The organism is Bacillus zhangzhouensis, assembly GCF_000715205.1.
Taxonomy (GTDB): domain Bacteria; phylum Bacillota; class Bacilli; order Bacillales; family Bacillaceae; genus Bacillus; species Bacillus zhangzhouensis.
This window is the reverse complement of sequence record NZ_JOTP01000003.1, coordinates 137,058-152,347: the sequence shown is the minus strand read 5'-3', so window position 1 is coordinate 152,347 and position 15,290 is coordinate 137,058. Positions and strand designations below refer to the sequence as shown.

14 protein-coding genes are annotated in these 15,290 nt (G+C 42.2%); 7 read left to right on the top strand and 7 right to left on the bottom strand.

Annotated elements, in window-relative coordinates; all coding sequences use genetic code 11:
- Nucleotides 1-77 precede the first annotated feature (77 nt).
- Entirely contained in the window at nt 78-1,088 is a 1,011-nt protein-coding gene (locus BA70_RS04025; RefSeq protein ID WP_034318491.1) for a LacI family DNA-binding transcriptional regulator, read from the bottom strand.
- Nucleotides 1,089-1,347: 259 nt separating this feature from the next.
- On the opposite strand from BA70_RS04025, the gene kduI reads away from it, so the two are divergent.
- The 5 genes from kduI (at nt 1,348) to BA70_RS04000 (ending at nt 6,772) form a co-directional block, all read left to right on the top strand.
- Nucleotides 1,348-2,175, top strand: a complete 828-nt coding sequence (gene kduI / locus BA70_RS04020) for a 5-dehydro-4-deoxy-D-glucuronate isomerase (RefSeq protein WP_034318488.1) — start codon at nt 1,348-1,350, stop codon at nt 2,173-2,175.
- A 4-nt stretch (nt 2,176-2,179) separates the two neighbouring features.
- Nucleotides 2,180-2,953, top strand: a complete 774-nt coding sequence (gene kduD / locus BA70_RS04015; RefSeq protein WP_034318485.1) for a 2-dehydro-3-deoxy-D-gluconate 5-dehydrogenase KduD — start codon at nt 2,180-2,182, stop codon at nt 2,951-2,953.
- Nucleotides 2,954-3,059: 106 nt separating this feature from the next.
- Nucleotides 3,060-4,526 carry a spore germination protein gene (locus BA70_RS04010; protein WP_034318482.1) on the top strand — a complete coding sequence of 489 codons (1,467 nt, stop codon included), beginning with the start codon at nt 3,060-3,062 and terminating at the stop codon, nt 4,524-4,526.
- Between the two features lie 3 nt (nt 4,527-4,529).
- On the top strand, nt 4,530-5,630 hold the full coding sequence (locus BA70_RS04005; protein ID WP_034318479.1) for a GerAB/ArcD/ProY family transporter: 1,101 nt from the start codon (nt 4,530-4,532) through the stop codon (nt 5,628-5,630).
- Entirely contained in the window at nt 5,627-6,772 is a 1,146-nt protein-coding gene (locus BA70_RS04000) for a Ger(x)C family spore germination protein (protein ID WP_034318476.1), read from the top strand. The genes BA70_RS04005 and BA70_RS04000 overlap by 4 nt, the downstream gene beginning before the upstream one ends.
- A 21-nt stretch (nt 6,773-6,793) precedes the next feature.
- On the opposite strand, the gene BA70_RS03995 is transcribed toward BA70_RS04000, so the two are convergent.
- Both BA70_RS03995 and BA70_RS03990 read right to left on the bottom strand, forming a co-directional pair.
- A complete protein-coding gene (locus BA70_RS03995; protein WP_034318473.1) occupies nt 6,794-8,182 on the bottom strand; it encodes a bifunctional glycosyltransferase family 2 protein/class I SAM-dependent methyltransferase in 1,389 nt (462 codons plus the stop codon).
- 136 nt (nt 8,183-8,318) lie between these two features.
- Entirely contained in the window at nt 8,319-9,686 is a 1,368-nt protein-coding gene (locus BA70_RS03990) for a sugar porter family MFS transporter (protein ID WP_034318471.1), read from the bottom strand.
- Nucleotides 9,687-9,954: 268 nt separating this feature from the next.
- On the opposite strand from BA70_RS03990, the gene BA70_RS03985 reads away from it, so the two are divergent.
- Together BA70_RS03985 and BA70_RS03980 are read left to right on the top strand one after the other, a co-directional pair.
- Nucleotides 9,955-10,920 carry an LCP family protein gene (locus BA70_RS03985; RefSeq protein ID WP_034318469.1) on the top strand — a complete coding sequence of 322 codons (966 nt, stop codon included), beginning with the start codon at nt 9,955-9,957 and terminating at the stop codon, nt 10,918-10,920.
- A 303-nt stretch (nt 10,921-11,223) separates the two neighbouring features.
- On the top strand, nt 11,224-12,105 hold the full coding sequence (locus BA70_RS03980; RefSeq protein ID WP_193352338.1) for a Cof-type HAD-IIB family hydrolase: 882 nt from the start codon (nt 11,224-11,226) through the stop codon (nt 12,103-12,105).
- A gap of 48 nt (nt 12,106-12,153) precedes the next feature.
- Here BA70_RS03980 and BA70_RS03975 read toward each other — a convergent pair whose 3' ends face one another.
- The 4 genes from BA70_RS03975 to pgsC all read right to left on the bottom strand — a co-directional run bounded on the left by BA70_RS03975 (nt 12,154) and on the right by pgsC (nt 15,286).
- Nucleotides 12,154-13,374, bottom strand: a complete 1,221-nt coding sequence (locus BA70_RS03975) for a C40 family peptidase (RefSeq protein WP_034318463.1) — start codon at nt 13,372-13,374, stop codon at nt 12,154-12,156.
- 110 nt (nt 13,375-13,484) lie between these two features.
- Nucleotides 13,485-13,655, bottom strand: coding sequence for an extrachromosomal elements maintenance protein EdmS (edmS, locus tag BA70_RS20260; RefSeq protein WP_167331424.1), 171 nt, complete (start codon nt 13,653-13,655; stop codon nt 13,485-13,487).
- A complete protein-coding gene (locus BA70_RS03970; protein ID WP_034318460.1) occupies nt 13,652-14,818 on the bottom strand; it encodes a CapA family protein in 1,167 nt (388 codons plus the stop codon). The genes edmS and BA70_RS03970 overlap by 4 nt, the downstream gene beginning before the upstream one ends.
- 18 nt (nt 14,819-14,836) lie before the next feature.
- A complete protein-coding gene (gene pgsC / locus BA70_RS03965; protein WP_012011488.1) occupies nt 14,837-15,286 on the bottom strand; it encodes a poly-gamma-glutamate biosynthesis protein PgsC in 450 nt (149 codons plus the stop codon).
- Nucleotides 15,287-15,290 lie beyond the last annotated feature (4 nt).

The following is a 15,290-nucleotide window of genomic DNA, read 5'->3' as shown; positions in this document are numbered from 1 at the left end:
CCCTTTCTTGGTACCGGTTTCAAATTAGTTGAAAAAGAGAGAGTATGCACGTATGTGTACCCTTCTCTGCCTTTCGCTTATAAAGACTTCCTAACAATGATTTCTCCATCGAGTTGAATGGTTTGGGGCGCACTCTCATCGCCTTCAATCCGTGTCTTGATTTTTTGCATGGCTGCTTTCCCCATTTCATGAGATGGCTGCGCAACAGTTGTGATTCCTGGCCCAATCAGCTTATACCATTCTGTATCATCGAACCCGGCAATGCCTATCTCCTCAGGAATCTTGATGCCAAGCTCCACAAGTTCACTAATGAGCTTCAGCATGAGTAAGCCATTGCCTGCTAAAATCGCCTTTTTCAAATGGTTTGATTGTAAAAAACGGACAATCTCTTCTCGCATTTGTTCCTTTTGCTTCAAATCAATTTCTGCAATAATGGGCTTCTTATGTTTACTCATTGCTGTCTGCTCATATGCTTCTTTTCGTTCTTCACGAGGACTAATTCCATCGACCGGCTCAGTAAAGAAAGCGATATGGTCGTAGCCCTTCTCATACATTTGATGTAGTAGACGAATCGTGATGTCACGGTTATTCGTTGTCACTGTATCGACCTTAAGTTCAGGTAATTTGCGGTCAACAAGAACAATCGGTACACCGTTTTTCTTAAAGTCTTGCAGAATGTCATTGTTTTGGCCTGTTGTATTGATGATGAGCCCTTCAATATAATGCGCATTCAGCTTCAGGAGCATTTCTCGTTCTTTTTCTGGACGATTATCTGTGTTACAGACCATGATGCTGTATCCATATTCATCACAAATCTCTTCGACACCACGAAGCGTAGCCACAGAAAATGGGTTCGTAATGTCGGCTACAATAAAGCCAATGACCTTGCTTTTTCTTACTTTTAGTCCTTGAGCGAGCTGACTCGGACGATAATGAAGCTCTTCTATGGCTTTCTTAATTTTTTTAACCTTTTCAGAAGAAATTTCATTTGTTCTGCCATTGATATACCTGGAGACAGTTGATTTTGAAACGCCTGCATAAGCTGCAACTTCGTTAATGGTGACTTTCGTTTGCTTGTTCTCTTTCATTCAAAAACTCCCACAATCAATCTTCTGATTTGTTTCGAAACCGATTTCAAATAAACTTAAAAAGAGCATACCATAATTTGATTAATATCAGAAGATTTTTTTGATTCATGTGAGAAAAAATCGTAGTAACAAACAAAAAGAAAGCGATTTCAAATTAACGGTTGACGCCGCTCTCTTTTTCCTCTAGAATTTTCCTTGAAACCGATACCAAATAAAACACCAATATTTTGTTTCAGATGGAAAGGGAGGCTTATCTCAAATGGAAAATCGTTATGCTGTACATCCTGAGCAGGTCAAACGTTTTACAACAGAGGAACTTCGTCGTCATTTTCATATTCCTACGCTATTCGTCAGCGGTGAATTGAAGCTCTATTATTCGCATGAGGATCGTGTGGTCATCGGCGGGGCAATGCCGACAGTTGAACCGCTCAAGCTGGATGCCGGCGACTTTTTACGTACGGATTATTTCCTTGAAAGACGTGAAATTGGCATCGTGAATGTTGGCGGACAAGGAACGGTCACAGTCGATGGTGAGTCTTTTGTGCTGGAGCATAAAGATTTCTTATATATTGGCCTTGGACACGAAGATATACAGTTTACGAGTTCATCAGGCGAGCAGGCCAAGTTCTATCTTGTATCAGCAACGGCTCATAAAGCATATCCTACGCAAAAGGCAGCCATCGCTGAATTAACACCGAACCACTTAGGAGAGGCGTCTGCCTCAAACGTACGAAACCTGTATCAAGTCATCCATGCAAATGGCATCCAAAGCTGTCAGCTCATGATGGGAATTACTCAGCTTGAAACGAATAACACATGGAACACGATGCCTGCTCATATTCATGACCGGCGTATGGAAGTGTACTTATATCTTGATATAGAAGAAGATGCTCGTGTCTTTCATTTTATGGGGGAGCCATCTGAAACGAGACATCTCGTTGTCGCAAATGAGGAAGCGGTTATCTCTCCTGCCTGGTCCATTCATTCAGGGTCAGGTACAGCGAATTATTCATTTATTTGGGCAATGGCGGGAGAAAACTATACGTTCAAAGATATGGACTTTGTCCCAATGGACCAGCTGAGGTAACGAGATGACGACGACATCATATGTTGAGTCCCTCTTTTCCCTCGAAGGCAAAACAGCCCTTGTGACAGGCCCTGGAACTGGTATTGGTCAAGGCATTGCCGTGGCTCTTGCCCGTTCAGGCGCAAATATCATCGGCACGTATCACCACACACCGCTTGATGAAACAAAAGCGCTTGTCGAACAGACTGGCAGATCATTTCATGCGGTTCAGGTCGACTTTGCCGATCCTCAGTCTGCACAGCGGGATATCGATACTATTTTACAGCAACATACCATTGATATTTTAATCAATAATGCTGGAACCATTAAAAGAGAAGAGGCCGCTCACTATTCAGAGGAAAATTGGCATACTGTCATGGATGTGAATATCAACAGTCTCTTTTTTCTCACTCAAAAGGTTGGGCAGCACATGCTGAAAAACGGGCAAGGGAAAATCGTCAATATCGCCTCCCTCCTCTCGTTTCAAGGCGGCGTCTTTGTTCCCGCTTATACGGCGAGTAAGCATGCTGTCGCTGGGCTGACGAAAGCTTTTGCAAACGAATGGGCGAAACATCAAATTCAGGTAAATGCGATCGCACCTGGCTATATTGCGACCAATAACACTCAAGCCATTCGTGATGATGCGAATCGAAATGAAGAGATTCTTAAACGAATCCCCGCTGGGCGCTGGGGACAGCCTGAGGATCTAGCTGGTGCAGCTGTTTTCCTTAGCTCACCAGCTTCCGATTATATGAACGGCCACATTTTAGCTGTTGATGGCGGCTGGCTTGCGAGATAAACATATCGAGAGAATCCCCATTTTCAGGGATTCTCTTTTTTCTATTTGCATAATTCTCCTCCTTCAGAGTCACTCTATAAAAAACATGACATGAGGGTGAGGTAGTATGAAAAGTCGTATTGAACAAGATATAGCGTCCGTCATCAAGCGCATCAAAAGCTTTGCCGGAAAAAGTGATGATATCGTGTTCCACTCTTTTTCATTTGGTCCTTCCGCTGTCTCTGCATGTCTCGTGTACGTTGAGGGACTCACAGAATTTGAAATGCTTTCCAAACAAATCATTTCACCTATGCAAAAGGAACTGGACATCACCGAAGTCGATCACACCACACTTCCTTCCCTGTCTAAGAAGTTCTTTGGCATTCAAAATGATGTGCTGGAAGATATGAACCTTGCCATCGAGCAGTTATATAACGGCAGGGCTATTTTATTTGTGGACGGGGCGACACAAGCGCTTGCACTCCAAACAAACCTTTTTCAGTTTAGAGAAGTAGAGGAGCCGCAATCTGAAGTACTTGTAAGAGGACCACGGATAGGATTTATTGAGAATCTTGAAAAAAACACAGCTTTACTACGCGAGAGGGCAAACGACCCTAATCTTGTCATTCAAAAGGTGAATGTAGGCACTCGTAATAAGAAGTCTGCCGCTCTCGTATACGTTCGTGATATTGCAGATCCAAAACTAGTAGAAGATGTTCTATCTCGCATGAAGGAAATTAAAATGGATGATATCCCTGAAACCGGTTATATTGAACAGCTAATCGAGGACAGCCACCTCTCTATTTTTCCACAGATTCAAAATACAGAACGCCCTGATCGGGTGATCGCATCGGTGCTTGAAGGCAAGGTTTCCATATTGCTCGACGGCACACCTTTTGCCCTCATCATGCCTATGACACTTACAGCCTTGATGCAATCACCAGAAGATTATTATCAACGATGGACAAGTGCAACTCTTTTACGCCTACTCCGTTATTTCGCCGTACTGTTAACGATTTTTTTACCCGGGCTCTACATCGCTCTTGTCTCTTATCATCCCGGCTTATTACCGACACGAATGGCCATCACCATCGCAGGCAGCCGGCAAAATGTTCCGTTCCCTCCTGTGGTCGAAGCCATTCTCATGTCTTTTACGATTGAACTACTTCGGGAAGCCGGACTTCGTCTTCCTAGGGCAATTGGACAGACGATTGGACTTATTGGCGGCGTCATTATTGGACAGGCGGCTGTACAAGCAAATATTGTCAGTGCCTTAATGGTGATTATTGTGTCGCTGACCGCATTGGCCGATTTCACTGCACCATCATATGACTTTAGTTTCCCATTACGCATCTTGCGGTTTATGGCGATTTTTAGCTCAGCGATGTTTGGGTTATACGGCTTAATCATGTGTTATTTATTTGTGCTTTGTCACCTGATGCAATTAAAGACCTTTGGTTTTGACTATTTCACACCTGTTTTATCTTCACCGTTTTCAGATTTAAAGGATACGTACGTTCGTTTACCAATAGGGCTATTTAAATCGAGACCGAAAACAGCAAAGACAAAAAATCTCAAAAGACAAGGAGAGTAAAGGATGTACAGAGCTGAGAAGCTATCATTGTTACAAGTCACCATTCTGTGCAGTTCTACAATGATAGGCGCTGGAATTTTAACCATTCCTCGCAGTTCTGCCAATTCAGGATCCCCTGATGGCTGGATCATTGTATTAATACAGGGAGTCATCTTTGCTTTCGTTGCTTTTTTGTTAGGCTGGATTGCCGAAAAGAATGCACCGGACACTATTTTTGAGTCAAATACAAAAGGAGCCGGTGCATTCTTTGGCACGATCTTTAATTTAATGCTGATTGCATATTTACTAGGCATTGTCGGCTTTGAAGCGCGTGTACTCGGGGAAGTGGTTCAGTTTTTCCTCCTGCAATCGACCCCCCTGTCCGTGATTGTCATGATTTTTTTACTCGTGGCGATCTATCATTTGAAAAGCGGTATTTTCCCAATCGTCAAATTGGTCACTTATATTTATCCCATCGCCTTGATCATTTACATTGGGCTCATGCTGTTTTGTCTGAAAATATTCGATTTTGATTATTTACGTCCTGTCATGGCGCACGGGTTTAAAGATTTCAGTAATTTATTCTCTCAAACATTTATTCAATTTACAGGCTTTGAAGTGATTTTGTTTGTCGTGCCGCTCATCTATAAAGACAAATGGTCGAAAGCGAAATGGGCCGCTGCGATCGGTGTTGGAATTACAACTCTTGTGTACTCCCTCACGCTTTTTATTGTGATTGGTTCCATGACCGTTGGAGAAACAAAATCCCTCACTTGGCCCACCGTCTCACTCATTCAAGCGTTAGAACTTGAAGGGGTCTTCATTGAACGCTTTGATATTTTCTTACTGACGATTTGGACGTGCCAGCAGTTCATTTGTATGCTTGGCTTTTTCCAATTTGCCATTAGAGGGTGCCACACGGTCTTTAAGACGACCAATTTAACGAGACTGCTATGGCTGCTGTTTTTGATTACCTCTGCACTCTCTCTTTTTCCGAGAAGTATTAATGAAGTCTTTTACTATTCCACTTTACTCGGCTACGCGTTGTTCGCTATTTTAGCCATTCCTTTTATTACTGCTATCCTGCTGATGATTCGTAAAAAATGGGGAGGTCGTTCTGCATGAGTCGAAAGCGTTTACTGTTATTCTTTCTTTCCTGCTGTCTTTTCCTTCTATCAGCGGGCTGCTGGGATTTAAAGGATATTGAAAAATTATCATTTGTGCGCGGCGTTGGCATTGACGAAGAAGATGATCAAGGAGTCAAGCTCACCTATCAAAATCTTGTACCGAAAATGGGCGGGACACAAGAAGCAGATTCTCCTGATTATGTGAATGTCGTCTCGAAGGGGAAAAATGTGCTGGAGGCTGTCAGTAATGTCGCCTTGAAGGATCCACCGATCTATAGTGATCATCTCAAAATCTTCCTGTTCGGAAAAAGTCAGGCAGAGCATCACGATATTCAAGGGACACTCAATCACTTTATACGAGATGATGAGGTTCGAAGAAGCAGCTATTTTCTCGTGTCACGAGATCAAGCGTCAAAAGTCATCAACCAAAAATTAAAATCACAGCAAAAGATTCCGGTTGAGCATATCTTTGAAACATCCAAAAACCGAAGCTTTAACGGGAAAATTATGATGCCAACACGTATTGGTCGAGCGTCTGATTACTTTCAGATGGGCATTAGCTTTCTTGTCCAAAGTGTAGATGCCATTAACGGTGAACTCATCTATGATGGGGCAGGAATCATTGATGGGAAATCGCGAAAGCTGATAGGATTTATCCCTGCAAATGATGTCCAATCTTTAAATTGGATCATGAGTCGTATTTCAGGCGGAGTTGTACCAGCCTCCTTTAAAGGCTTTCCTATTACGTATGAAGTCAAGAAAGCAGAATCCAAGGTCGAGCCCTATTTAAAAGATGGAAAGATTTCCTTTAAGATCAGCATAAAAACAAATGGTAAACTATCAGAGGATCAATACCCCTCTGAAAACTCATTCGATGAGCAATACATCGAACGATTCGAGCATATTTTCGCCAAAAAAATCAAACAACGGATTCAAAAAGCCGTCAGCTACTTGCAAACAGAAGTTGGCGTAGATCCTATCTTTTTAAACCGGCAGGTGCGCATTAAGTATCCTGACTTTTGGGATCAACATCGAGACGAGTGGGACACACTATTCCAAGAAGCAGACATTGATTATGATGTAAAAGTCAGCATCTTGAACTTTGGTGCAGAAGGAGCAACGAAGAGCTTTAAATGGTAACAGCAAAAAGGCGGGTATCCCTCAGGAACCGCCTTTTTTACGTGCCACGATCAGAATCTGGTATTGGGTCACTTGATCGGATAAAGCTTTTGTTTGAAAGCCAAGTGACTCTCCTACTCTTGCCACTTCGTCAAAAAACAATTGGACGTTTTGATCAATCTGTACATTGATATGCTGCTCTATCACGCGTTCAAACAAATGGTCTGGAAAGAGCTCACGCATCGTTTTTGGTGTGAAGAACCTCATGTGGGTTCGGTCTAAAAGCCCTACATCTTGATACGTAAAATCACCTGTCATTAATGGAAGAAGCACCTCCGCATGCATCATGTTAGGTAAGCAGCATATGATCACGCCGCCTGGCTTTAAAGACGCGTGCGCTTGAGCGACGATTTGCCATGGATCTGACACATGCTCTAATACATCTGAAAAGATGACCGCATCAAAAAAGGCTTCCTTCTCTGACCACGGGTACTCATCCGCTTTGGCCTCGATGACTTCTTGGTAATACGCCTTGGCGATCGCTGCTTTTAAGGCATCGTCCTCTACCCCGTACATGTCAACAGACTGCCTATTGATGAGCTCAAGACCCGTTGCTCCTGCGCCGCACCCAACATCCAGCACATATTTGGCCTCTTGAGGCAGCAGTGCCGCAAAGTATGGATGAGGGGTGATCAGGTTTAAATCAATGCCCCATTTATCTAAAAAGCGAAGCCTGTTCTCTGCAAACAGTGTAGAGATATTCGTTTCTTGATTCGCACGGAAGGTTGCATGACCGTGATGATGGACAAATGAATCATGGACAATTTGCAGCTGATATCCCTTCAGCAATGAACGTAAACAAAGATCATCATCCTCAAATGATCCGTACACAAACCGTTCATCAAATAACCCCACATCCTCGATCAGCTCTCTTTTCACCAGCAAACAAAAACCCACAAGTCTGTGCACGTACGTTCTCTGACCTTTTCTCGCAGCCGTATATTCCTTCGCAAAGTCAGGAAGCTCCTTCACATCTGTATACGATGGCTGGACCATCTGAGGACCACTCACATAATTGGAGACAGGTCCCACCATTCCAATACGATCTGATGCAAATAGCGCCTCTTTTAATGGAGAAAGCCAGTTTTCAGTCACCATCGTGTCATTATTTAAAAAGAGAATGCTATCTCCTGTCGCTTTTTTCACTCCTTGATTACAGCCCTTTGCAAAGCCTTGATTCTCCTCGTTTTCAATGAAAATAACATCTTCCAGCTCTCTCACATATTCCTTCGTTCCATCTGTTGACGCATTATCGACGATGATGAGTTCATATTGGTCACTTCGGGTATGCCGTTTGATGCTGTCGATACATTTTTTGGTTAAATGCAGTTCGTTGTACGTCAGCATGACAATGCTCGTTTTTCCTTTCATCTCATTTCCACCTTTCGCCCGCCTGTTCCATATGTATGTCATATGCAGCACGTTCAGAAGATGAAAGTTTGTCCTTTCTTGATTAAACGTTTGTTTAACAAAGGAAAACCAGCTACATGAGGCAGCTGGTCTTTTTTTACACCGTTTCCCCTTCGTCATTTACGACGGCACGGTTTCTCTTTTTTAAATCCTCTTCAATTTCTTCAAGACTTTTCCCTTTCGTTTCTGTCACTAAGTATTTCACAAATAAGAAGGCGCCTACGCCGATGACCGCATAAATGAGGAAGAGATTACTGATGCCAATCGCACTTAATAAAGTTGGGAACGTTAGTGAGATGATCAAATTCCCTGTATGAAGAAGGAATGTAGATACCCCTGTACCAATGCCCCGAACATGTACTGGGAACAGCTCAGGAAGCATCACCCATACGACTGGACCCCAGCTGACGGCAAAGATGACGATGAAGAGTCCTAAGCAAATAATGGTTGTCCATCCTGCGGCTGTTGATCCCTCGAAAAATCGATTCACCACTGACAGAACAATTAAACTGAGGACCATTCCAGCATTACCAAATAGGAGTAACGCTTTACGCCCTACACGGTCGATCATTTTGATCGCCACAAACGTCATGATGACATTCACTGCGCCAATTCCTACGGTTCCTAAGATCGCTGCTGAGTTACCGAAGCCGACACTTGTGAATGTTTTTGGTGCATAGTAAATAATCGTATTTGTACCGATAAACTGCTGCAAAAAGGCGAGGCCAACACCAGCAATCAAAGCTGGGCGTACCCACGGTTCAAATAATTCTTTAAGACCGCCTTTTTCTTCACTTTCCGCCTTTTGAATATCTGACATTTCTTCTTCGACTTCTTCTTTACTCTGTCTAAGTTTTGATAATATCGCCTTCGCTCGGTCAGCCTGTCCATGGACAAACAGCCAGCGAGGACTTTCTGGCATAAATAAAATACCAAATAATAGAAGAACAGAAGGAACCACTGCAATTCCAAGCATCAGGCGCCATGCCTCCGCATCCGCTAAAACGTAGTTCACAATATAGGCTAGAAGAATACCGAATGTGATCATGAGCTGGTTTAAAGAGGACAGTGCACCCCTTGATTCCTTTGGAGCAAGTTCAGATAAATATAATGGAACAATCGTCGTCGAGCAGCCTACAGCAAGCCCTAGTACGATTCGGAATAAGACCATTACTTCCGTATTTGGGGCAAATGCTGTTCCAAATCCGCCGATAATAAACAAAATAGCTGCGGCGATGATTGCTTTTTTCCGCCCAAATTGGTCTGTTAATTTTCCAGAAAGAGAGGAACCGAGCATCGCCCCGATTAAAATCGAACTAACGACAAGCCCCTCTGTAAACGCGTTTAAACCTAAATCCTCTTTCATAAATAAGATGGCGCCAGAAATGACACCTGTATCATAGCCATATAAGGCGCCGCCAAGTGCGCCGAAGAAATAAAGCCATCCATTCCGATTTTTCATCATCATAACCCCTCTTTTGTCTGTGTGTACTGGATGTTTCTCTATGAAAAATCATTTTCCTCACTTCCTGTCATTTCAAACATTTCAATGTTTTATGACAAATATATTTCATTTTTGTATCAATGAAACTTTTTACGAGAAGGAAACGTCAATTAAGCGTTGGTGAAAAAAATGTCGCACTATATCCCGTTTTAAGGTATATTTGTTTTAGTTTGTAAACGAGAAGAAGGACATCTTTACTATAAAAATCATAGGCGAGGGTTTAAAATATATGGATCAATCACGAAGCAAACGCAAAGGGAAAAAGCGTTTAAAACCATGGGTGAAAGTCACTCTTTTTATATTCGGTATTCTTTTACTGACAACCGCTTCTGTCACAGGCTATGCCTACTATAAAGTGACAAGTGCTGCAAAAAAAGCACAAGTATCTCTAGAACGTGGCGCACAATCTGTCAAACGGATTGAAGCTTTTGACCCTGGGAAAGACAGCTTTTCTGTCTTGCTGCTTGGAATTGACAGCAGACCGGGCGAAACAGTGAAACAAGCGCGAAGCGATGCAATGGTTTTGGCAACAATTAACCGTACAAATAAAACCGTTAAATTATTAAGCATTCCTCGGGACTCATACGTCAATATTCCAGGTCATGGTTATGACAAAATTACTCACGCACACGCATTTGGCGGTGCAGATTTAACGGTGAATACAGTTGAGAATTTACTAGATATTCCGGTTGACTTTGTCATTCAAAGTAATTTCAAAGCATTTCAAGAAATTGTGAATGAACTCAACGGTGTTCCTATTAACATTAAGGATGAATATCTTGTCAAACAAATTCAAAAAGATACAAAAGGCAAGGTTGTGCTTCAAACAGGAACTCATACGCTAGATGGTGATCAAGCTCTCGCATATGTGAGAACGCGAAAAGCAGATAGTGACTTAATGCGCGGGCAACGTCAAATGGAAGTATTAAAAGCCATTTTTAATAAATCAAAATCATTAACGTCCATTCCGTCATATGACAATATCATTGATACACTCGGCGATAATGTCTCAACCACCCTTTCTATGAAAGAATTAGTCGGTCTTTTCCCACTTCTGACTTCATTGAAATCTGTTGATACCATTCAGCTAAAAGGAACGGACTATCAGCCAAACGGCGTTTATTATTTCCAATTGGATCAAAATCAACTGAACGAAGTAAAGACTGAATTGAAGAAGCAGCTTGAATTATCTTAATCAGAAAGGGCTAAAATGATTTTTATTTTAGCCCTTTGTCTTCTTTTCAGCGTAATAGAAAACCCTTGAATTCTAGGAAGAACGAGCACCGGAGCGCAGAGCTGCGGGCGAATGCGAGGATTTGTCTCACGCTGAAAGCGTCCCTTTGGGGCGCTTTTTCTCTTCTCACCATTGATCATTTGGACATTTTTGTTTAGCCTTGATATAGAGAGGAATCAAATATCCTCACTCTTTCATGAGAATGAAGGAAATCGTACATACTTTTAAAAGGCTATTGCATGAATGAAGGAGGATTTGACAGCGATGAAAAAAATGATTGCGATTGATTTAGACGGTACACTCTTAAATACAAAAAGTGAAATTTCCGCTCAAAACCGGCAGGCGTTGATTCGTGCGAAGGAAGCTGGATATATTGTCACCATCTGTACAGGGCGGGCGACTTTTGACGTGAAGGACCTTCTTGGTGATCTGGACATTCCCATTATTGCAGCAAACGGAGGAACAGTTCACACCGAAGGGTACAAGCTCTTTAACAGAATTACACTTAACCAAGAAGCTGGAAAGCTTGCTGCAAAGGCATTAGTGGAACGGAACATTTATTTCGAGGTGTATACTGACGATGCCCTTCTCTCCCCATTTGATGGAAAAGAGAAGCTGAAAGCAGAATTTGATGTGATCAATAGCGCAAATCCAAATGAGGATCTAGCTGATTTATGGGAAGGGGCGATGACGCAATTCAAACAATTTGGCATCAAACCAGTGGATGATATTCGTCAGATCTTTGAGTCAAATGAAGCGACCTATAAATTACTGTGCTTCTCATTTGATATGAACAAGCTTCAGGAAGCACGAGATCTTCTTGCGAAAATGCCCGAGCTTTCATTAACCTCGTCTGGAAAACATATTATCGAGGTGCTGCCAAAAGAGTCAGGAAAAGGACATGCCCTGAAAAAGCTCGCAGCCCATTATGGTGTAGACCGCTCAAACATTTATGCAATTGGTGACAGCCCAAATGATCTCTCCATGTTTGAGGAAGCAGGTCACCGGATTTCGATGGGGAACGCAGTGGATGTCATTAAAGAAAAGAGCACGTATATCACAAAAGGCAATCATGAAGATGGTGTCGCCTATTTTATTGATCTTCTTTTACAAGATCAATTCCATGAAAAAAAGACGCTTGTCTGATCAGCGCCTAGAGAGAAGTCCGATACGAGCGTTGATCGGGCTTTTTCTTTATTTTATTCTAACAGCCATCTCATATTTATCCTTCCAGTACGTACTTGTTTTCATATTGGTAATGACAACACCATTTGAGACGGTCACATGAATGACTTGATTTGAACCTGCATAAATGGCTGGCATCAATGAAGTCCCTTTGAAGAAGACAAGATCTCCTGGCTGAAGCTCCGAACGTTTTACAGGTGTGCCTGCCTTAGCTTGTCCTGATGCATATCGAGGAAGCTCAATGCCAAGCACTTCTTGGTACACATACTGCGTGAAACCTGCTGTATCAAACCCTTGCTCTGGGTTCGTGCCGCCTTTGACATAAGGGGCTTCCCCAATATATGTAGCGGCTTTTGATACGATTGGATCTTCTTTCGCGAGTTTCAGCTCTGTTAATCGTTTCGCACCTGTCCATTTCTCGCGCCAATACGATTCGGATAAATAAGAGATCGTCACACTTTCAGTACGGCTCGCATGAATAAAACGGTCGCCCCCAATGTACATCCCTACATGAGAAATTCCGGGTTTATATGTGTTGCTAAAAAAGACAAAGTCCCCGGGACGAATATCGTCTAGTGCTACTTTTTCTCCGATCATCCATTGCTGTTCAGCACTTCTAGGCAAATAAATGCCAAGTGATTTTTCAAATAAATATTGTAAAAAGCCTGAACAATCAAAACCAACCTTTGGATCTGCTGCACCAAAAACATAAGGAATACCTAAATATTCCATCGCATCTTTCACAACACGATCATCAGAGATTTCTTGGGAGACTGGCAGCCGTTTGACCGCATAAAATCGGTCTGTCCAATATTTGCTTTTGCTGACATCTGTTTTCACCACACCTTGACTCAGCGTGATGTGGATCACCTGATGGTTTCCAGCATACAAAGCTACATGTGTGGGGATCTCTTTTGTTTCCTCAGGGCTGCGGAAATACACGAGGTCTCCGGGTTTGGCTTTTTCCCATAATACCTTTTCTCCAATCTGATATTGGTCGATCACCTTCCGCGGCAAATCAAATGTGCCTGATGTCTTGTACACATATTGAATAAACCCAGATGCATCAAAGCCCGTTTTTGGATCGGTTCCTCCTTTATGATAAGGTGTTCCAATCAGCGTTTCCGCTTTCTCCAAAGGAGACTTTGTTTGAGCAGACACCTCTGATTGGGACATGAACATCAGCCCTACGAGCGCACAGCCTCCAATCAACATTCCTTTCCATTTCATGGTCTTTCCCCTCCTTTCTTCTATAGTTTCGACATGACCCCTTTCATTTTACACCTTTTTTCGACAAAAAAAGAGCACGCACAAGGCATGCCCTTCTTTTCACTATGACTCTATTTACTTGTTTCCTCTTTCGACTGCTTCTGCTGCTCGATCTTCTGCATTTCAACTGAGATCTTTTGCTTCTCATGATCTGTGAGGCTATCACTAAATTTAAAAGCAGACATAAAGACAAATACTAAAATTAACGCAACAAACGGCCAGCTTGCTTTTAATAATTTCATTTTTTATCTTTTCCCCCGTTTTCTTTCAATGTTTGAACTTTATTAGCGTGATCCACTTCAAAGAAAATGTGTCCGTCTTTTTCTTTCCAATCTGTATTCGTGCCATTGGTCAGCATACGAATAATGGATTTTGATTCAAATGATCCTGCCTTTACTGGAGCAGGTGTTGCTTCTTTAATATACATTGGGACAACTTCAAATGTCGCTTTTCCATCTTCATTCAGATGATACTGAACAAGGGCAGAATCACGTGTTCTAGACCAGCCTTGGTCAAAAATGAAATTCCCCAGGCTATAGAAGATCGCTGTTCCATTGTAGACTTCCATTGGCTCAAGGACGTGCGGGTGTGCACCGATGATGATATCAGCACCAGCCTTCGACATCGCTCTTGCCAATTCTCTTTGTCTATCGTTTACTTCATTGTTATACTCCTGTCCCCAGTGAGCATGAACAACGACGATATCTGCCTTTTCAGCAGCCTGTGAAATCATCGGAATAAAAATAGATGGATCGGCTGGCAGAATACCTGCTTTGCGATTCGTTGCTTTAAAATCTTTCCCATACACATCTGTAAAACCAAGTGTAGCGATTTTGACACCGTTCACTTCTTTGTACGAAATGTTCTGCTTCGCATCTTTGAGGTTACGCCCTGCCCCTGTGTAATCCATGTCAGCTTTTTCAAAGGCATTAATCGTGTTGTTCAGACCTTTTTCACCAAAATCTGCCGCATGGTTATTCGCAAAGTTTAATACAGAGAAATTCAAATCCTTCAACGCTTGGACAGACTCTTCATCCGTTTTCAAATGAATATTCTTTTGCGCCGCCTGTTCCTTTTCTGATGCAATCGGATGCTCAAAGTTACCTGTTACATAATCTGACACATCAAAATATGGTTTGGCATAGCGAAAGAGATGCTGTTTCCCGTAGCGATCGGTCACTTTCTCTACATTTCTTCCAAACATAATGTCACCAACAAACGAAGCGGTCAGGATGTTTTCTGGTTTCTTTTCTACAGTTGGCACTTGTGCTTTCCCGATAAATGTAAATAGAAATGTACAAGCAATGACGATCGGTAAAGCAATCAATACATGTTTATTCGTCTTTTTCTTTTGATTCTTTGTGATTTTCAGCAGCTTTTCCTGAAAGCTCAATTTTTTATTCATGATTGGACACACCTTATCTTAAAATAGATAGTAAACATACATGATGGCAAATGTTGCACCACTTAGAAGTAATGTGCTTCCAAGGGTAATCGTAAGACCTTGCTTTTGAATCGTATTTGCAATTAATCCAGGTACAATGATCCCGATTCCGCGAAATTCTGCTATTTCAAACGGGACCACTGGATAGAAGAAATCAAATACGAGCTTTAAGGCAATCCCTGTAATCAGCATCGCAGCAAACTTTCTGCGTCCGTATAAAATCATAAATTTTGATAAACCAAAGCGAACGATGACATACGTAAGCAAGCTGACAGATAAGACGACTAAAATGAAGACTGGCTGGTTAAATACGAGCGCAAGATAACCCGGAACAACTAGTCCAGCTGGTACGATTCCTGTTTTTTCTGCAAAGATTAAACTAAGTAGAACACCTAAAATTAACGAGATATAAAGATCTGATCCGAACATTTTC